This window comes from Streptococcus sp. NCTC 11567 (assembly GCF_902141215.1).
Taxonomy (GTDB): Bacteria; Bacillota; Bacilli; order Lactobacillales; family Streptococcaceae; genus Streptococcus; species Streptococcus dysgalactiae.
In genome coordinates this window covers 1182831-1202677 of sequence record NZ_LR595857.1, presented here as the reverse complement: position 1 = coordinate 1202677, position 19847 = coordinate 1182831, and the positions used below count along the sequence as shown (strand labels likewise).

14 protein-coding genes are annotated in these 19847 nt (G+C 40.1%); 12 read left to right on the top strand and 2 right to left on the bottom strand.

The features are described 5' to 3' along the window. Positions 1–117: 117 nt before the first annotated feature. From FQT67_RS06080 to FQT67_RS06055, 6 genes are all read left to right on the top strand, one after another. On the top strand, positions 118–1326 hold the full coding sequence (locus FQT67_RS06080; protein WP_012766833.1) for a CCA tRNA nucleotidyltransferase: 1209 nt from the start codon (positions 118–120) through the stop codon (positions 1324–1326). Continuing rightward, a complete protein-coding gene (locus tag FQT67_RS06075; protein WP_046159606.1) occupies positions 1323–3200 on the top strand; it encodes an ABC-F family ATP-binding cassette domain-containing protein in 1878 nt (625 codons plus the stop codon). The genes FQT67_RS06080 and FQT67_RS06075 overlap by 4 nt, the downstream gene beginning before the upstream one ends. A gap of 107 nt (positions 3201–3307) precedes the next feature. Continuing rightward, on the top strand, positions 3308–5053 hold the full coding sequence (locus FQT67_RS06070) for an ABC transporter ATP-binding protein (RefSeq protein ID WP_003056245.1): 1746 nt from the start codon (positions 3308–3310) through the stop codon (positions 5051–5053). After that, complete coding sequence (locus tag FQT67_RS06065; RefSeq protein ID WP_003056332.1) at positions 5053–6825, top strand: ABC transporter ATP-binding protein; 1773 nt, start codon at positions 5053–5055, stop codon at positions 6823–6825. Before FQT67_RS06070 ends, FQT67_RS06065 begins: the two co-directional genes overlap by 1 nt. A gap of 189 nt (positions 6826–7014) precedes the next feature. Next, positions 7015–8364, top strand: coding sequence for an NADP-specific glutamate dehydrogenase (gene gdhA, locus FQT67_RS06060; protein ID WP_046177118.1), 1350 nt, complete (start codon positions 7015–7017; stop codon positions 8362–8364). 124 nt (positions 8365–8488) lie between these two features. Beyond that, entirely contained in the window at positions 8489–8899 is a 411-nt protein-coding gene (locus FQT67_RS06055; protein ID WP_012766836.1) for a peptide deformylase, read from the top strand. A 187-nt stretch (positions 8900–9086) separates the two neighbouring features. On the opposite strand, the gene FQT67_RS06050 is transcribed toward FQT67_RS06055, so the two are convergent. Continuing rightward, positions 9087–11111: a bifunctional metallophosphatase/5'-nucleotidase gene (locus FQT67_RS06050; RefSeq protein ID WP_015057505.1), complete on the bottom strand. Its 2025-nt coding sequence runs from the start codon at positions 11109–11111 to the stop codon at positions 9087–9089. Between the two features lie 464 nt (positions 11112–11575). Between FQT67_RS06050 and FQT67_RS06045 the strand changes: the two genes are divergently transcribed. From FQT67_RS06045 to fni, 6 genes are all read left to right on the top strand, one after another. After that, positions 11576–13297: an ABC transporter ATP-binding protein gene (locus tag FQT67_RS06045; RefSeq protein ID WP_115256928.1), complete on the top strand. Its 1722-nt coding sequence runs from the start codon at positions 11576–11578 to the stop codon at positions 13295–13297. Between the two features lies 1 nt (position 13298). Continuing rightward, the gene (locus FQT67_RS06040) at positions 13299–15041 is read left to right on the top strand and encodes an ABC transporter ATP-binding protein (protein WP_003060456.1); all 1743 of its coding nucleotides are present in this window, start codon (positions 13299–13301) and stop codon (positions 15039–15041) included. 392 nt (positions 15042–15433) lie between these two features. Then, the gene (mvk, locus tag FQT67_RS06030) at positions 15434–16312 is read left to right on the top strand and encodes a mevalonate kinase (RefSeq protein ID WP_003061116.1); all 879 of its coding nucleotides are present in this window, start codon (positions 15434–15436) and stop codon (positions 16310–16312) included. Beyond that, positions 16294–17238: a diphosphomevalonate decarboxylase gene (mvaD, locus tag FQT67_RS06025; protein ID WP_046177119.1), complete on the top strand. Its 945-nt coding sequence runs from the start codon at positions 16294–16296 to the stop codon at positions 17236–17238. The genes mvk and mvaD overlap by 19 nt, the downstream gene beginning before the upstream one ends. Beyond that, positions 17231–18244 (top strand): phosphomevalonate kinase, encoded by a 1014-nt coding sequence (locus FQT67_RS06020; RefSeq protein WP_015057510.1) that lies wholly within the window; start codon positions 17231–17233, stop codon positions 18242–18244. The genes mvaD and FQT67_RS06020 overlap by 8 nt, the downstream gene beginning before the upstream one ends. Further along, positions 18231–19223 (top strand): type 2 isopentenyl-diphosphate Delta-isomerase, encoded by a 993-nt coding sequence (fni, locus tag FQT67_RS06015; RefSeq protein ID WP_003056340.1) that lies wholly within the window; start codon positions 18231–18233, stop codon positions 19221–19223. The genes FQT67_RS06020 and fni overlap by 14 nt, the downstream gene beginning before the upstream one ends. A 145-nt stretch (positions 19224–19368) precedes the next feature. Here the strand turns inward: fni and FQT67_RS10955 are convergent, their stop codons facing one another. Then, a complete protein-coding gene (locus FQT67_RS10955) occupies positions 19369–19755 on the bottom strand; it encodes a hypothetical protein (RefSeq protein ID WP_022554516.1) in 387 nt (128 codons plus the stop codon). Positions 19756–19847 lie beyond the last annotated feature (92 nt).

Here is a 19847-nt window from a genome sequence, read left to right as displayed (position 1 = left end):
ATCTTTTGGGAAAGCTGGCGCCAAGTCTTAGTCAGATAGCAAAAAGCCCCTTACGAAATAGCTAGTGACCTAGGATAGGGTGACTAGTCCTTTAGATAATAGGTTAGAAAATAACGTATGAAATTAATGACAATGCCTTCTGAATTTCAGAAGGCTTTACCAATATTGAATAAAATTAAAGAAGCTGGTTATGAAGCCTACTTTGTGGGTGGCAGTGTCAGAGATGTGCTGTTGGGTCGTCCTATTCATGATGTAGATATTGCGACTAGCTCCTATCCTGAAGAGACCAAAGCGATTTTTAACAGAACTGTCGATGTTGGCATTGAACATGGTACAGTGCTCGTGCTTGAAAATGGTGGTGAGTATGAAATCACAACCTTTAGGACAGAAGATGTCTATGTGGATTATCGCCGTCCTAGTCAAGTGTCTTTTGTGCGATCTTTAGAAGAAGACCTCAAACGTAGAGATTTCACTGTGAATGCTTTGGCTCTTGATGAAAATGGTCAAGTGATTGATAAATTTACAGGTTTACAAGATTTAGAGCAAAAGCGATTACGCGCAGTAGGAGAGGCAGCAGACCGTTTTGAAGAAGATGCCCTCCGTATTATGAGAGGCTTTCGCTTTGCCGCAAGTTTGGATTTCGATATCGAGTCTGCCACCTTCGAAGCTATGAAAAGTCATTCCCTACTGTTAGCAAAAATTTCGGTAGAGCGTTCCTTTATTGAATTTGATAAATTGTTGATGGCACCTCATTGGCGAAAAGGTATCTTGGCTATGATTGCTTGTCAAGCTTACGACTATTTACCAGGTCTGGGACAACAAGAAATAGCTTTAAAGCAGTTAACAGTGTCCCTAGCTGATGACTTTACCTTTAGTGACCACCATCAAGCTTGGGCTTATTTGATCATAAGCTTATCGATTCAAAATCCTAAGCCGTTTTTAAAGGCTTGGAAAACCTCAAATGATTTTCAACGCTGTGTGGCACAATTAGTGACCCTTTACCATATTCGACAAGAAAGACCTTTTGAAAAATTGGATATTTATCAATATGGTAAAAAACTAGCAAGGTTGATAGAATCCCTTCGCCAAGCTATGGGACAAGACGTTGACATGGCTTATATTGAGCAATTAGACCAAGCATTAGCTATTCATGATAAACATGACATCGTGGTGAATGGCTCTCACTTAATAAAGAACTTTGGTTTGAAACCAGGACCAGAGTTGGGAGTGATACTTGAACGCATTGAGTTAGCTATTGTGGAAGGTCATCTTGCTAATGAGTTAGATGCCATTGAAGCATTTGTTAGAGAGGAATTAGCAACATGAGCCATTTTTTGGTGGAGAAACTGACAAAAACAGTGGGAGATAAGACCGTCTTTCAAGATATTTCCTTTATTATTCATGACTTTGACCGTATTGGGATTATTGGGGTTAATGGGACAGGAAAAACAACTCTTTTAGATGTCTTGTCGGGAAGGCTTGGTTTTGACGGAGACAATTCTCCATTTTCTAAAGCCAATGATTACAAAATCGCTTACTTAACACAAGATCCTGAATTTAACGATGCAGCCTCTGTTTTAGATACGGTATTGTCATCTGATGTTAAGGCGATTCAGCTGATTCGTCAATATGAACTATTGATGGCGAATTATACTGAGGATAAACAAGAGACCTTAGAGTCCCTCATGTCTGAAATGGATCGCTTAGATGCTTGGTCTATTGAAAGTGATGTCAAAACAGTCCTATCAAAATTAGGCATCACGGATTTGGAACAAAAAGTGGGAGACCTATCAGGTGGTATGAGAAGACGTGTCCAGTTAGCTCAAGTGTTGCTAGGAGCTGCTGACTTACTCTTGTTGGATGAGCCGACCAACCATCTTGATATTGACACCATCGCTTGGTTAACAACCTATCTCAAAACAGCTAAAAAAACCGTCCTTTTTATTACCCATGACCGTTATTTCCTGGATAATGTGGCCACCCGTATTTTTGAATTGGATAAAGCGGGACTGACAGAATATCAAGGCAATTACCAAGACTATGTGCGCTTAAAAGCAGAACAAGATGAACGAGATGCTGCTAATTTACACAAGAAGAAGCAACTCTATAAACAAGAATTAGCCTGGATGAGGACGCAACCACAGGCGCGTGCAACCAAACAGCAGGCTAGAATCAATCGTTTCACTGACTTGAAAAAAGAAGTTCACCAAGACAGTTCTGCGGATAAATTGGAGATGACTTTCGAAACGAGCCGAATTGGGAAGAAGGTGATTCACTTTGAAGACCTTTCTTTTGCTTATGGCGACCGACAGTTGATTAAGGATTTTAACTTGATTATTCAAAATAAAGATCGTATTGGAATTGTTGGAGATAACGGCGTCGGAAAATCTACCCTGTTGAATTTAATTAATGGAGATCTTGAACCAACTTCTGGGAAGCTTGATATTGGAGATACTATTCGTGTAGGTTATTTCTCTCAGCAGCTCAAAGATATGGATGAGACCAAACGGGTCATTAATTACCTTCAAGAAGTGGCTGATGAGGTTAAAACAAGTGTGGGAACAACGAGTATCAGTGAGCTTTTAGAACAATTTCTTTTTCCGAGATCAAGTCATGGCACGCTGATTGCTAAATTATCTGGTGGGGAGAAAAAACGGCTCTACTTGCTAAAACTGCTCATTGAAAAGCCAAATGTTCTTCTCCTTGATGAGCCAACAAATGATTTAGACATTGCCACCTTGACGGTCTTAGAAAACTTTTTAGCTAACTTTGCAGGACCAGTCATTACGGTTAGTCACGATCGTTATTTCCTAGACAAAGTAGCTACTAAGATTTTAGCCTTTGAAGAAGACGATATTCGTGTTTTTTATGGCAATTACAGTGATTACCTTGATGAAAAAGTTTTTGAAAAAGAAACAGTTGAGGCTGACTTGGTTAAAACAACAGTCACTGAAGAAGTGCCACTTCCTCAAAAAGAGGAAAGAAAGCGCATGTCCTACCTTGAAAAACAAGAATGGGCTCAAATTGAAGACACGATTGCCACGCTTGAGGCCCAGATTGAAGACATTGAAAGCCAGATGTTAGAAGTAGCAAGTGACTATGGTCAGCTAGCTCAGCTTCAAAGGGATTTAGAGCAAAAAAATAAGGATTTACTGGAAGCTTACGAACGGTTTGACTACCTTAGTGGCTTAGAAATGTAAGAATTGTATGTCAATGTCATTTTTATGGTACACTAGTGATAACAACAAAAGAAGTGCTCGATTGCGCTTCTTTTCATTCATCATTTATTACCTGAAGGAGGAGAAAAATGGGGCTGATTTGGTCGTATTTATCATCAAAGCCTAAGTGGTTGGCTTTGGACATTTTAGGTGGCCTATTATTTGTTCTGGTTAATTTAGGATTGCCCACTATTTTAGCTCGGATGATAGACCAAGGAATCTTGCAGCAGGATACCAAAGCCTTATATGGCTGGACATTGGTCATGTTTGTCATTATTGTGTTAGGTGTTCTTGGTCGAATTATCTTATCCTATGCATCTGGTAAGTTAACGACAACCATGATCAAGGAGCTGCGCAATGACATGTATCGTCAGTTGCAGGATTACTCTCATACAGAATATGAAAAAATTGGGGTTGCTTCTTTGGTTACCCGAATGACAAGTGATGCCTTTGTGCTCATGCAGTTTGCTGAAATGTCTTTACGTTTAGGAGTAGTGACGCCCTTAATGATGATTTTTTCAGTGCTGATGATTTTCTTGACAAGTCCATCGTTAGCATGGATTGTGGCGGTATCCATGCCTTTTTTGGTGCTGGTTGTTGTTTATGTCGCCGTCAAAACAAGGCCTCTCTCTGAAAAACAACAAGAAAGTCTAGACCACATTAATCAGTTAGTCAGAGAAAATTTGACTGGCTTGCGCGTGATTAGAGCCTTTTCGAGAGAAGCCTTTCAACAGGAACGTTTTGATGAGCGTAATCAAGAATACGCCGGCATTTCTAAACGTCTCTTCACCTTAACAGGATTGACAGAACCGCTATTTGTACAAATCATTATTGCCATGATTGTAGCCATTGTTTGGTTTGCCCTAGATCCTTTGGCTAAGGGACAAATTCAAATTGGGGATTTGGTAGCCTTTATCGAGTATAGTTTTCATGCCCTTTTTTCGTTTTTGATGTTTGCTAATCTCTTTACCATGTATCCTAAAATGGCAGTTTCCAGCAAACGGATCAAAGAAGTCATGGACATGCCAATCTCTATTTCTAAAAATGAAGATGGGGTAACAGAGACCTTGACAAGAGGTTACCTCGAATTTGACAATGTCACCTTTGCCTATCCTGGAGAAACAGAAAGTCCTGTTCTACATAACATTTCTTTTAAAACCAAGCCTGGGGAAACCATCGCTTTTATTGGCTCAACAGGGTCAGGAAAATCATCCTTGGTGAATTTAATTCCTCGATTTTACGACGTGACGTTTGGGAGAATCTTGGTCGATGGGGTAGATGTCAGAGATTATCAGTTAAAATCTCTTCGTGCTAAAATTGGTTTCATCCCACAAAAAGCTCTGCTATTTACAGGAACTATCGAAGACAATTTAAAATATGGTAAGGCAGATGCTAGCTATTGGGAATTAGATGAAGCTACGGATGTGTCTCAAGCTAGAGCATTTATTGCTAGCCGCGAAAAAGGCTATCAGACCCATCTAGCAGAAGCAGGAAGCAATTTATCAGGTGGTCAGAAACAACGGCTATCGATTGCCCGTGCGGTTGTTAAAAAACCCGATATTTATATCTTTGATGATTCTTTTTCGGCACTGGATTACCAAACCGATGCTGCTTTAAGGAAGCGCCTGAAAGAAGTAACAGAGGAAGCGACTGTTTTGATTGTAGCTCAACGGGTTGGGACTATCATGGATGCCGATCAAATCATCGTTCTAGATCAAGGTGAAATTGTCGGTCGAGGCAAGCATGAGGAATTGATGGCAACCAATGCTATTTACCGTGAAATTGCTGATTCGCAATTAAACAAAGGAAATCTCATGGAAGAGGAGGTGGACTAATGGCAGAGCAACATGTTTTTAAGCGGGTGTGGACCTATTTAAGGGCCTACCGTGGCTTAATCTTTTTAGCAGTTTTCCTTAAAATTATCAGTGCTGTTATGAGTGTCTTGGAACCCTTTGTGCTTGGTTTAGTTATTACAGAATTGTCATCTAATCTTCTTGATATGGCTAAGGGAATTGAAGGAGCAGGGATTAATACCTCTTATATTGCTTTTTTACTGCTTGTCTATTTTATTCGTGCATTATGTTATGAAATCGGAGCCTATGGGTCAAATTATGTCATGACCAAGGCTGTTCAATCTACTATTCGTGATTTGAGACAGGCCTTGAGTCAAAAAATTAATCGTATTCCTGTCTCTTATTTTGACCAACACCAGTTTGGGGATATGCTGGGACGCTTTACCTCAGATGTTGAGACAGTGTCAAATGCTTTGCAACAGTCTTTCTTGCAGATTGTCAATGCCTTTCTCACCATTTTTCTCGTGATGGGAATGGTCTTGTACCTCAATCTGACACTAGCTTTGATTGTGATTGTTGCTATTCCTATTATCTATGCTTCATCTCAATTCATTTTAAAAAAATCACAACCTTATTTTAAAGAGCAAGCTAAGGTGTTAGGAGAGATGAATGGTTTTGTTCAGGAAAATCTATCGGGTTTTAACGTCTTAAAACTTTACGGCCGCGAAGAAGCCTCAGAGCAAGCCTTCCATCAGATTACTGAACACTTGCAAGAGGTTGGGTTTAAGGCAAGCTTTTTATCCGGTATTATGATGCCTGTTTTGCATTTTATTTCTGATTCTGTCTATATGATTGTTGCTTTGGTCGCAGGTCTGCAAGTTATGGCAGGACAATTGACCATTGGGAATATGCAAGCTTTTGTTCAATATATTTGGCAAATCAGTCAGCCAATTCAAACCATTACCCAGTTAGCAGGTTTATTACAGAGTGCTAAATCATCCTTAGAACGTATTTTTGCGGTTCTGGATGAGGCAGATGATGCCATGCTTGTGACAAATCAACTGGATGAGGATTTAACAGGTCAAGTCTCATTTAACCATGTGGATTTTTCCTATCAGTCTGATAAACCTTTGATCAAAGAGTTTACACTTGATGTTAACCCCGGTGAGATGATTGCGATTGTAGGACCAACTGGAGCTGGGAAAACGACTCTCATTAATCTCTTGATGCGTTTTTATGATGTTAATAAAGGATCTATTACTGTTGATGGGCATGATATTCGTGACCTGTCACGTCAATCCTATCGTCGCCAATTTGGTATGGTCCTACAAGATGCTTGGCTTTACGAAGGGACAATCCAAGATAACCTTCGCTTTGGGAACCTTGAAGCCAGCGATGAGGCTATTGTAGAAGCAGCCAAAGCTGCCAATGTGGATCATTTTATCAGAACCTTGCCAGGTGGGTACCACATGGTGATGAACCAAGAATCTAGTAATATTTCCTTAGGTCAAAAACAACTCTTAACCATTGCAAGGGCCTTGTTGGCTGATCCTAAAATTCTGATTTTAGATGAAGCGACCTCTTCAGTAGATACTAGGCTAGAATTATTGATTCAAAAGGCGATGAAGCGGTTAATGAAAGGACGAACAAGCTTTGTGATCGCTCACCGTCTGTCTACAATTCAAGAAGCTGATAAGATTCTAGTATTAAAAGATGGTCAGATCATTGAACAAGGGAACCATGATAGTTTATTGGCTGCTCAAGGTTTCTATTTTGATCTCTATCATAGTCAATTTAAATCCAGTCAACCCTAAGCTAATAGGGTATGAAGAACATTCTCTTAAACAAGAGGATGTTTTTTTGAGCCCAGTTCTCTATTTTGGGGTCAATACTCATTGAATATCAGGAAATAACGGTTTGTGTAACTGAAAAACTTGACAGTAAAATTCAGAAAATTTATAATATTGACTATACTTGACACGATAGATAAGGAAGGACAAGATATGGTAACAGCAAAAGCATACGTAGCAGGTGTTTTTAAGAAAGTTAAACAAGAGAATGAGCATGAAACAGAATTTTTACAAGCAGTTGAAGAGGTCTTTGATTCCTTGGTACCAGTTTTTGAAGCTTACCCTCAGTACATGGAAGAGAACCTTTTAGAGCGGTTGGTAGAACCTGAGCGAGTGGTGAGTTTTCGGGTTCCTTGGGTGGATGATAAGGGCAAGGTTCAAGTGAATCGCGGTTACCGTGTTCAATTTTCATCAGCGCTTGGGCCTTATAAAGGGGGCTTACGATTTCACCCTTCAGTGAACCAATCCATTGTTAAATTTTTAGGTTTTGAACAGATTTTTAAAAATTCTCTAACTGGTCAACCAATTGGTGGTGGTAAGGGAGGATCCAATTTTGATCCTAAAGGTAAATCTAATGCCGAAGTGATGCGATTTACCCAAAGTTTTATGACCGAATTGCAAAAACATATTGGACCAGACCTAGACGTTCCGGCAGGAGATATTGGAGTTGGAGGTCGAGAAATAGGCTACCTATTTGGTCAGTACAAACGTCTGCGTGGATTTGAAAATGGTGTGCTAACAGGTAAGGGACTCACTTATGGTGGTTCATTAGCCCGTAAGGAAGCAACAGGCTATGGCGTGGTCTATTTTGCCCAACAGATGCTAGCTGCAAAAGGTGATAGCCTGACTGGTAAGACAGCTCTTGTGTCAGGTTCTGGTAACGTGGCCATCTATGCTGTTGAAAAATTACAAGAATTGGACGTTAAAGTTTTGGCAATGTCCGATTCCTCAGGTTATATTTACGATGACAAGGGAATTGACCTTGACCTTTTGAAGCAAATTAAAGAAGTTGATCGTGGCCGTATTCATGCTTACCTCGAAAAATATCCAGATGCTGTCTTTACACCAGCAGATAAAGGAAGCATTTGGTCCCTCAAAGCAGATTTGGCTTTCCCATGTGCGACTCAAAATGAATTAAACGAAGAAGCTGCCAAAAATCTGATTGCCAATGGTGTTCTAGCCGTTACAGAAGGGGCTAACATGCCTTCAACCTTATTAGCTATTACAGCATTCCAAGAGGCAGGAATCTTGTTTGGTCCGGCCAAGGCAGCAAATGCTGGAGGGGTAGCTGTATCTGCTCTAGAAATGGCACAAAACAGTAGTCGTTTAGCCTGGACATTTGAAGAAGTAGACCGTAAACTCTATGACATCATGGCAACTATTTATGAGATATCAGCTGATGCCGCTCAGTCTTTTGGTCAAGAAGGTAATTTTGTCTTTGGTGCTAACATTGCTGGTTTTCTAAAGGTTGCCCAAGCCATGTCAGAACAAGGAGTTGTTTAAACTGTTCTTTGATTTATCCTTAAGCAATTCTCGAGAGATTTTCCCTATCTCATCTGGTATAATAGAGATGAGTCATTGGCATCATACTGCTTTGAAAACAGTATTTACATTAGGGGGAGAAAAGATGATTAGAGAGATTGTGACAGATACTTTTTTCTTGCAGCAAAAGTCCAAAGCTGCTACTAAAGAAGATTTATGGATTGGTCAAGCCCTACAAGATACCCTGTCTTTCCATAGAGATCATTGTCTTGGCTTAGCTGCTAATATGATTGGCGAGCAGAAGCGCGTGATTATCATCAGCATGGGATTTGTGGATTTGGTGATGTTTAACCCTGTTATGGTCTCTAAGAAAGAAGCTTATGAGACAGAAGAGTCATGCTTGTCCTTAACTGGTAGCCGTCAGACCAAACGCTATACTAGTATCACAGTTGAATACGTTGACCTTAATTGGAGGCCTAAACGCTTAAGATTATCAGGTTTACCAGCTCAAATTTGCCAACATGAGTTAGATCATTTAGAAGGTATTTTAATATAAACCCAAAAGCCAGCAAGGCAGTTATAACAAGTTCCTCAATCGTTAGAGATAGCTATTAGTGTGTCGAGGGGAGTTGTGGCTGTTTGCTTGGCTTTTTTATGCTTTTAGCTAACAGTAGGACACTAAAAATACCCCATCCTCGATAAGAGAATGGGGTATCATTAGCTATGTGGATAGAAACGGGATTTTAGTTTCTGTCTTTTTTCTTAAGAAGCCCAGCACCACCTAAAGTTAGGAAGCCAAGAATCATCATGAGGGTAGACGAACTTTGATTGCTACCTGCCATTGGAAGACTAGCATTGGCAGTCTTACTTTTAGCAGCAAGTTCTTCTGCTTGTTTAGGAGTAGTTAATTTCTTCTCGTCAGCTTTCACAGCAGGTGTGACAAGGTCAGAGACAATTTCAGTAGAAAGGATATTACCAGCGCGGTCTCTAAAGATTCTGCTGATGATATCATGTTTACCAGTGTCATCTGTCTTAGTAGAGCCTTCAAGTGTTGAGGTTACATAAGTTTTCACCCCTTTGACAGTCGCAGAAACAGGTTTACCAGCAGCTTCTAAATCTTTGATGTACTCGATAAAGACTTCTGTATCAGGATTGATAGCGCCAATTAACTTAGCTGATTTGAAGACTGAGAAGCCATCACCACCACCATAAAGGAAGTCATTGACAACAAGAGTATAATTAGCAGCTAAATCAAGCTCTTCACCATTATCTTTATAGACTTTAACGACTTTAAATGGAACCTCAGGATTTTTAGCTTCGTTGTCGGTGTAAGTGTACTTAAGACCAGACATTTGAAGGAAGTATTTTTGACCTTCATCATACTGTTGGTTCAACACATCATAGATTTGTTGACCGGTCATTTGAACAACTTGAAGGATATTGCCAAATGGTTGAACAGCTTGTGCAGCTCCCCAAGTAATGGTCTGATCATCTTTAACAACAAGATCCGCACGGATACCACCATTGTTTGTCATAGCAAAATCAACGTTAGGGAAAGTTTTCTTAGCGATAGCCAGTTGAGCAGTTGTTACCAAGTTACCAACAGGAGATTCCTTGTCATTGTTTTCCATTTTAGGAATGGTAGAAGACGTTGAAGCAGTACCGATTTTACGTTCAGTAACCGTTTTAACAATTTCATTAGCCTGATCAACAATAGCTTTGATATCAGCACTTCCAGTTTTGACACCAGGTGCTACGGCGATGACTTTAGCTTCTGGCGTCGCCACAAAATCATTAGTATCAGTGTCTAAAGTTCCACGGACATCAGCGTAAGCCTTACCTTGAGAGACTGCTTGGACAACACGTGTTTTACCAACAGTTCCGTTAGTGTATTGGTGATTGTGTCCTGCAAAGACAATATCCACACTGTGATTTGGGTAAAGTTGGTTAACTTTTTCCATAATAGTCGCCACTTCGTTATCAACGACACCATCTTTACTTGTTGCAGGAATGTGAGCTAAAACAACAATCGCATTCACATTTTGTCCTTGTAATTCTTTGGCATACTTAACGATGGTTTCAGCAGCGTCTAAGAATTTATATTGTTCATAGTTTTGTTTTAAAACAAGATTTGGAATTTCTGTTGTGACAATACCGATAAATCCAACTTTAACGGATTTGTCATTCACAGGTACATCTTTGACAGCATAAGGTTTCCAGTCATAAGGAATCTTGTTGGATTCTTTGTCAACCACATTAGCGATGACAATGGTTTGCTTAGAAGCTTCATGCTCATAGTTTTTGGTAATGTCATTAATCGTTGAATCAGCAGCAGGTGCTTGACCTGTCATGATACGATTAAACTCAGCTAGACCTTCATCAAACTCATGGTTCCCAAGGGTTCCATATTCAAAGCCCATTTTATTGAAAACTTTTACAGTAGGTTCGTCTTGTAATAGTCCAGAGTTGGCAGGACTAGCCCCGACCATGTCTCCTGCTTGGACACGGATACTTGTGCCTTCTGGGCTTGCTTGTTTAAACTCAGTTTCGGCATCGTCCATGTAGGCATCCAATTGAGCGGCAGTACCAGCATTGGCTACTTTACCTTCTGGCATGTAGGCTGAACCTGTTGTATCAAGGGCACCGTGGAAGTCATTGACACCAAGCAATTGCACATCGACCTGATCAGCTTGAACCCCTGTTACTAGCATTGAAAAACCAGCAAAGACACTCAACACACTACTTTTTAAAACAAGATGCTTTTTCATAAAATCTCCTAATAAGCTAAAGTAATTGTTACAAGTCAAGTTTACTATTATTTACACTAGAATTCAATAAAATGTTGCTAAAAAGAGAAATATTTTTAAAAAATAGGAAAGATTGTAAAAGCGAAAACGTTTAAAAAACAAACGTTTAAAATTCCATAAAATTGGCAGAAAAATAGAAAAAGTTTTAAAAACCTATTTACAAAGCTTGTGAGGTGTGCTAAGATGATAGACAGATTAAAAGAAAGGAGAACAATATCATGAACAATTCAACTAAACGTATGAACTGTCTTGAGAATACCCTCCTTTCTAGCCGAAAAAGTTAGTTTCTTTTAGTGTGACTAATAGAAAACAGTAAAGCCCGCGGTAGGAAGGATATCTTATTGCGGGCTTTTTGTGTACCCAAATTCCTGTTTGATGACAAAAACTTGTCAAACTGGTTAACTGAAAAGAAGAAGGAGGATAACATGCTATCCTTAATGAGTCGTTACATTAAACAAAACAAATGGACTTACATCATTATTGCCTTGACACTATTTGTCTATGACGCATCCCTGATTATTCCGACAAAAGTGATTCAAAGCTTAATTGATGCTATGTCTCGGTATCAATTGACTCAAGTGAGTTTGATGAGCCATGTTTTGGTTCTCTTAGGAGCAACGATATTGTCATATGCCACGGCTTATGTCTGGCATCTCAAGCTTTTCCAAGAAGCAGTGCATTTTAAATTTGACTTGCAACAACGTGCCTTTCGTAAATTGGTTTTTATGCGGACGCCTTTTTATGAAAAATTTAGATCCGGTGATATGATGACCCGGTTTTCGACAGACGTTGAAGCCTTAATGGATTTTATTGGTTATGGCCTGATGATTATTCTTTATGCTGGTGGGATGATTGCCTTTATTATTCCAACCATGTTTTTGATATCATGGCAAATGTCACTTATCGGTATGATTCCCATTAGCATCATGATGGTCATAACTTATTTTATTACTAAAAAACAAGAAGTATTGGTTGAGGATGCTCGTGAGGCTATTTCCAACTTAAGTGATGAGGTCCTCGAGACTGTCGAAGGCATCCGTGTGATGCGTGCCTATAGTAAAAAAGCTTACATGGAAAATCATTTTGCGCAAAAAGCTGAGGCGCTAGCTGATCGTTGGAATCGCATTGCTGGTTACAGAGGTCTCTACTTCCCTGTTTATAGTGTGATGATTGCTATCAGTACTCTTATTATTTTGACGGTTGGCCTACACTTTATCAGTAAAGGAGAGGTGAGTTTAGGTCAAGTGATTGCCTTGCAGTTGTACTTGGTTTCTCTAGTGGAACCGTTTGCCATGTTATCTGATTTTATTCTTGTTTATCAGACTGGGCGGACCTCATTTCGTAAAATCAATGAACTCATCGAGACCGGTGATGACCTCGAAGAAGACGGGCATCTGAAGCTGGAGAGCTACGATCAGATTCGTCTAGCGGATTATTCTTTTTCTTACACTAAGAGCAGTAAGCCTAGTTTGTCCGCTATTAATCTGGTGTTGAATAAAGGTGAGACATTAGGGATTGTCGGAAAAACTGGGTCTGGAAAGACGACTCTCGTGCGTCAATTGTTGAGGCAATACCCAGTTGGTCAAGGTCAATTTTACATTAATGGGCACCATGTTCTGGAGTACCAACGTCACGCTTTAGAAGAACACATCGGTTACGTGCCACAAGAACATGTGCTCTTTTCAAAAACAGTTTCTGAAAATATCGCCATGGGGAAAGAGGATGCTACTTTAGAAGACATTCTTGCTGCCATTGCGACGGCTTCTTTTACTGACGATCTAAAAGGGTTGTCAAAAGGGCTAGACACTAAAATTGGTGAGCGTGGCTTATCTATTTCAGGTGGTCAAAAGCAACGGATTTCCATTGCCAGAGCCTTTTTGTCAGAGCCTGATTTGTTAATTTTAGATGATTCTTTATCGGCCGTAGATGCTAAAACAGAAACAGAGATTATTACTCATATTCAGGAAGAAAGGCAAGGTAAAACAACGATTATTGTCAGTCACCGTCTATCAGCTATTCAACATGCCGATTGGGTAATTGTGATGGATCAAGGCAGGATTGTTGAAGAAGGAAAACCAGACCAGCTTCTTGCACAAAAAGGTTGGTATTATGAACAATACCAACGTCAACAAGCACAGGAGGACTAAGATGGCCTTATTTAAACGCTTATTAAGCGAAATCAAAGTGGCTAAAGCAGCTTTTGCCACGGGAATCGGGCTATTGTTACTGGCAACGGCAGCTGGACAAATAGCCCCACTATTATTAAAACAACTGATTGATCATTACTTGACGCCGTTAGCAAAAGGAAAATCTATCGTTTTAGCTCATTTTGAGCAGTTGAGCTGGCTTTATTTAGCCCTGATTATAGGATCAGCCCTATTACGTTATGTCTCTTATCGGAGCCTGGTTTATTCCTCGAATAAGGTGGTTACACAGTTAAGAAAACAAGCTTTCGATGTCATGCAACGCCTACCGATTTCTTATTTCGATCACCAACCTGCTGGTAAAATTGCGACTCGCATTGTCAACGATACTGAAACGTTGCGAAACCAATTTTATGACAATCTGTTGTCGCAGATTATCATCAGCATGGCTCAAATTATCTTTATTTATGGGGTAATGATTTACCTGGATCTTAGATCAGGACTGTTGTTACTATTAGTTATCCCTATCTTTTATGGCATTCAAGTTCTTTATAAACGCTTAACAGACCAGCCTATGAAAGCTTTTTATGACGCTAGAAGTGCTGTCAACACTCAAGTCAATGAAACCATGAACGGGGTTTCCATTATCCAGCTTTTCCACCAAGAAAATCGGATGCTGGAAGACTTTAACCAGCAAATTAATCAGATGAAAAAGGCAGATGATAAAATCATCTTTGCTGATTCTGTGGCTTCGTGGACCTTAACAGAATTGGTGAAGTACACCATGATTTCTGCTATTTTAGCTTTTATTGGCTATCAATTTTTACAAGGAAAGCCAGGAATTACAGTGGGGAAACTCTTTATTTATTTAAATTACCTCACCCGTTTATTTGATATATTAGGAACAATGGTTAGGCAGCTGCCTAATATTCAGCGGTCACAAGCAACAGGTAGCCGTTTAATGGCTCTATTAGACCAAGAGCTGGAAGAGGATAATCCTAAGGAGATACATATTGACAAAGGAAATGTCAGCTTTAATCACGTGTCGTTTGCCTATGAAGAGGGCAAAAATGTTTTAACAGATATCACAATAGAAGCCAAACAAGGAGAAACGATTGCGTTGGTTGGGCATACCGGATCAGGTAAATCTTCTATTATGAATCTCCTCTATCGTTTTTACACGCCTCAGTCAGGAATGATTACCGTTGATGGGCAGGATATTCAAGCCTATTCTAGAGAAAGCTTGCGCTCCCAAATGGGAATCGTTTTACAAGATCCCTATCTTTTCTCAGGGACCATTGCTTCTAATGTGACCATGGGGAATCAAAGCTACAGTGATCAAGAAGTAATAGAAGCTCTGGAAAAGGTTGGAGCAGGGCCTATGATTGGTAGATTAGATAAAGGGATTCATGAGCCTGTTTATGAAAAAGGGGCGTCTTATTCTAGCGGCGAGCGGCAACTCATTGCCTTTGCCAGAACATTAATTACGAATCCTAAAATTCTTATCCTGGACGAAGCGACTTCCCATATCGATACGGAAACAGAAGAAATTATCCAGAGAGCTATGGAAGTATTGAAACAAGGTCGAACAACCTTTATCATTGCTCATCGCCTATCGACGATTCAATCTGCTAATACTATTCTTGTCTTAGATAAGGGACGGATTGTCGAGCGTGGAAACCATCAAGAATTGTTAGCAAAAGGTGGTATTTATGCGCAGCTTTCTAAATTACAAGAAAAGGTATAAAATCGTGGCAAGCGCCGTCATTATTCTCATGATAACTTCGACACTCTATTTAAAAGCTATCTAATATGTCTTAGATAGCTTTTCTTGTCTTAGATAAGGGACGGATTGTCGAGCGTGGAAACCATCAAGAATTGTTAGCAAAAGGTGGTATTTATGCGCAGCTTTCTAAATTACAAGAAAAGGTATAAAATCGTGGCAAGCGCCGTCATTATTCTCATGATAACTTCGACACTCTATTTAAAAGCTATCTAATATGTCTTAGATAGCTTTTTTATGTGGTTTAAGTGGTTTGCTGACAAAGACTAAAAAGGTATATCATCGCATTTTCTAAGGATTTAGTGTAAAATAGTAAGGTAACAGTTTAAAAGAATGAACAACGAAAAGATAAGAAAATGAACGAAAAGATTGGATACGGTAAAGCGCATAGTAAAATTATTTTAATGGGGGAGCATGCCGTTGTCTACGGTTACCCAGCGATTGCTTTGCCACTCACAGATATTGAAGTCGTCTGCCATATTTTTCCAGCAGACAAGCCTCTAACCTTTGATTTTTATGACACGTTATCAACAGCAATCTATGCTGCTTTAGATCATTTGCAGCACCTAGAAGAACCAATTGCTTATGAAATTGTGTCCCAAGTGCCGCAAAAACGAGGGATGGGGTCTTCGGCGGCTGTTTCTATTGCAGCTATTAGAGCGGTATTCTCTTATTTTCAAAAATCACTACCAGATGAGTTGTTGGAAATTTTAGTCAATAAAGCAGAAATTATTGCTCATACCAATCCCAGTGGCTTAGATGCCAAAACCTGTCTTAGTGACCATGCCATCAAGTTTATTCGAAATATTGGTTTTGAGACCATTAAAATTGACTTAGGTGCTTTTTTAATCATTGCGGATACTGGTGTCCATGGGCATACCCGCGAAGCGGTTGGTAAGGTGGCCCAGTTTGAAGAAACCAATCTACCTTATCTAGCTAAGTTAGGTAGGTTGACTGAAGCTGTTGAACAAGCCATTACTCAAAAAGACAATCAGACTATTGGTCAGCTCATGACCCAGGCTCATTCCGCCTTAAAAGCTATCGGAGTGAGCATCACTAAAGCTGATCAATTAGTTGATGTTGCTCTCAAGGCAGGTGCTCTTGGCGCTAAAATGACTGGAGGCGGTTTGGGAGGTTGTATGATTGCTCTGGCTGACACTAAGGAAATGGCAGAAACCATTAGCCATAAATTACAAGAAGAAGGAGCCGTAAACACGTGGATCCAAATGTTATAACTGTAACATCCTATGCAAATATTGCTATTATCAAATATTGGGGGAAAGAAGACCAGTCTAAAATGATTCCCTCAACCTCTAGTATTTCGTTAACTTTGGAAAACATGTTCACTACAACCAGTGTTTCTTTCCTACCAGACACAGCATCAAGTGACCAATTTTACATCAATGGTTGCTTACAAGATGATAAGGAGCATGCCAAGATTTCGGCTATCATAGACCAGTTTCGAAAACCTAATCAGCCCTTTGTTAAGGTCGAAACTCAAAATAATATGCCAACAGCTGCAGGCCTTTCCTCAAGTTCCAGTGGTTTGTCAGCTTTGGTCAAAGCTTGTGACCAGTTATTTAACACTCAGTTAGATCAAAAAGCTCTAGCTCAGAAAGCTAAATTTGCATCAGGCTCAGCCTCGCGTTCCTTTTTTGGTCCGGTTGCTGCTTGGTATAAAGACAGCGGTGACATTTATAAGGTGGACACAGACCTGAAAATGGCTATGATTATGCTAGTTTTGAATGATGCTAAAAAACCAATTTCCAGTCGAGATGGTATGAAATTATGTCGTGAGACGTCTACTACCTTTGATGAGTGGATAGAAAAATCAGCAGTGGATTATCAAAACATGTTGACTTATCTTAAAGCCAATGATTTTGAGAAGGTCGGTCAGTTAGCAGAGTCCAATGCTCTGGCTATGCATGCCACGACCAAAACCGCTAATCCCTCTTTTTCTTATCTCACAGATGAATCCTATCAAGCAATGGAAGCTGTTAAACAACTCCGTCAGGAAGGCTTTTCTTGCTACTTTACCATGGATGCCGGACCAAATGTGAAGGTCCTCTGTCTAGAAAAAGATCTTGAGACATTAGCAGCACGATTTGAAAAAGATTACCGAATCATCGTCTCAACGACAAAGGACTTACCAGATGCTTAATTACCGTGTACAAACAGGTGGCAAATTATACCTGACAGGAGAATATGCTATTTTAGAGCCAGGTCAGCTAGCACTGATTCAGTTTATTCCCCTGATGATAACAGCAGAAATAGGCCCGTCATCTCATCTTCAGCTAGCTTCAGATATGTTTGACCACAAGGCTGATATGACGCCAGATGCTTCGTATGGTTTGATTCAAGCGACGATTAAGACTTTTGCAAACTATATGGGGCAGTCGGTGGAACGATTAGACCCCTTTTCATTGTCTATTACAGGCAAACTAGAGCGGGATGGCAAAAAATTTGGAATTGGCTCAAGTGGGAGTGTCACGCTCTTAACTTTGAAAGCTCTGTCAGCTTATTATCAACAGCCCTTAAGCCCGGAGCTTCTTTTTAAACTAGCTGCTTATACGTTACTAGTTCAAGGGGATAATGGCTCTATGGGAGATATTGCTTGTATTGCTTATCAAACCTTAGTTGCTTACACCTCCTTTGACCGACAGCAAGTTAGTCAGTGGCTTTCTGACATGCCTTTACGAGATCTTCTAGCCAAAGATTGGGGGTATCAGATTCAGGTTATTGAACCAGCTTTGTCGTGTGACTTTTTGGTTGGCTGGACTAAGATTCCCTCTATTTCTAGTCAGATGATTCAACAGGTAAAGGCAAAGATTAGTCCCAGTTTTTTGACGACTAGCTATGAGTTGAGTCAAGAGACTATTGCAGCTCTGCAATCTGGAGACAAAGAAGCTCTCAAAACAAGTTTAACAAGAGCGAGTCAGCTGTTAAGGGCTCTCGATCCAGTCATTTACCATCCGAAGTTAGTAACTCTAGTTGAGGCTTGTCAGGGGCTAGATGCCGTTGCTAAGTCATCGGGCTCTGGTGGTGGAGATTGTGGTATTGCCCTTGCCTTTGACCGCCAAGCCAAAGAGACTCTTATTAATAGATGGCAAGCAGCTGATATTGACTTATTGTATCAAGAAAGGTGGGGAAACCATGACGAATCGTAAAGATGACCATATCAAATATGCTCTCAAGTATCAATCGCCTTACAATGCTTTTGATGACATGGAGTTGATACACCATTCCTTACCTAGCTATGATGTTGCTGATATTGATCTGAGCACTCATTTTGCAGGACAGGACTTTGAGTTTCCTTTTTACATTAATGCCATGACAGGGGGTAGTCAAAAAGGAAAAGCAGTTAATGAAAAATTAGCTAAAGTGGCAGCTGCTACTGGCATTGTCATGGTGACTGGATCTTATAGCGCTGCTTTGAAAAATCCGAACGATGCCTCTTACCGATTGCATGAGGTAGCAGAGGGGTTAAAACTAGCCACTAATATTGGATTGGACAAGCCTGTAGAACGAGGTCAACAGACTGTTAAAGAGATGAATCCCTTATTTTTGCAGGTTCATGTCAATGTGATGCAAGAATTGTTGATGCCAGAAGGTGAACGAGTCTTCCGAACTTGGAAGCAACACTTAGCAGATTATGCGAGTCAGATTAGAGTGCCGATTATCCTCAAAGAGGTTGGCTTTGGTATGGATGTCAGCACTATTAAAATCGCTCATGAACTAGGCATTCAAACCTTTGATATCTCAGGTAGGGGAGGTACCTCCTTTGCCTACATTGAAAACCAACGTGGCCTTGATCGTTCGTATCTCAACGACTGGGGTCAAACTACTGTTCAATGCTTGCTAAATGCACAAGGGCTCCTGGATCACGTGGAAATTTTGGCCTCAGGGGGTGTGAGACATCCTTTAGACATGATTAAATGTCTGGTGCTTGGGGCACGTGCTGTGGGACTATCGCGAACTGTTCTCGAACTGGTCGAAAAATACCCTGTTGAGCGCGTGATTGATATCGTGAACGGGTGGAAAGAAGACCTCAAGCTAATCATGTGCGCCCTTGATTGTCGTACTATCCAAGACCTTCGCCAGGTTGATTACCTTCTTTACGGACGTCTCTATCAAGCTAATCATTAAAACCATCTCTATTTGTTAACCAAAGGTTTGGCAAATAGAGATGGTTTTTTGTTATGAGATCGTTACAAGTTATCGTTTAGTTAAAAAAGCTAATGCACGTTCAGTAATGAAACGCCTAGTAACAACTGACATTGTCATGATGACTTTAGTAAGTGTCATGATTTTTGAGGCGCTTGTGCCTGTCACAAATAGAAGCAATAAAGGTTTGGTATTGTTCCTGTCTTAACTGATGAAAAGCATTGAAAACGTCCTCTTGATAGAGCTCATAGGCATCGGAGGCCACCTCGACAAAGACATAGTCATCTTCTGAGTAAACGGTTTTGAGGTATGGCAAGCAATTATGCTCAGCAAGGATGAGGCTTTTTCGTCGATGACGATGTTGTTTTAAAGGTTCTGATAAAAAGTTGACGCCTTCAATAGAAGCTGTTTTAGAGGAAAATTGCTGACTTAAAATCATTGTTAAGGTATGAAGATTAGTGATGGTATTTGCAAAAACATAGACAGCAATTGGAGGGAGTTGAGATTTTATCATCTCTATTAGCTGAATGGTAAACCGATGAGGAGTTAAGGTCAGTGTGAGGTTAACTTCCTGGGCCCACTCTGAAATAAGATCATCAACTAAAG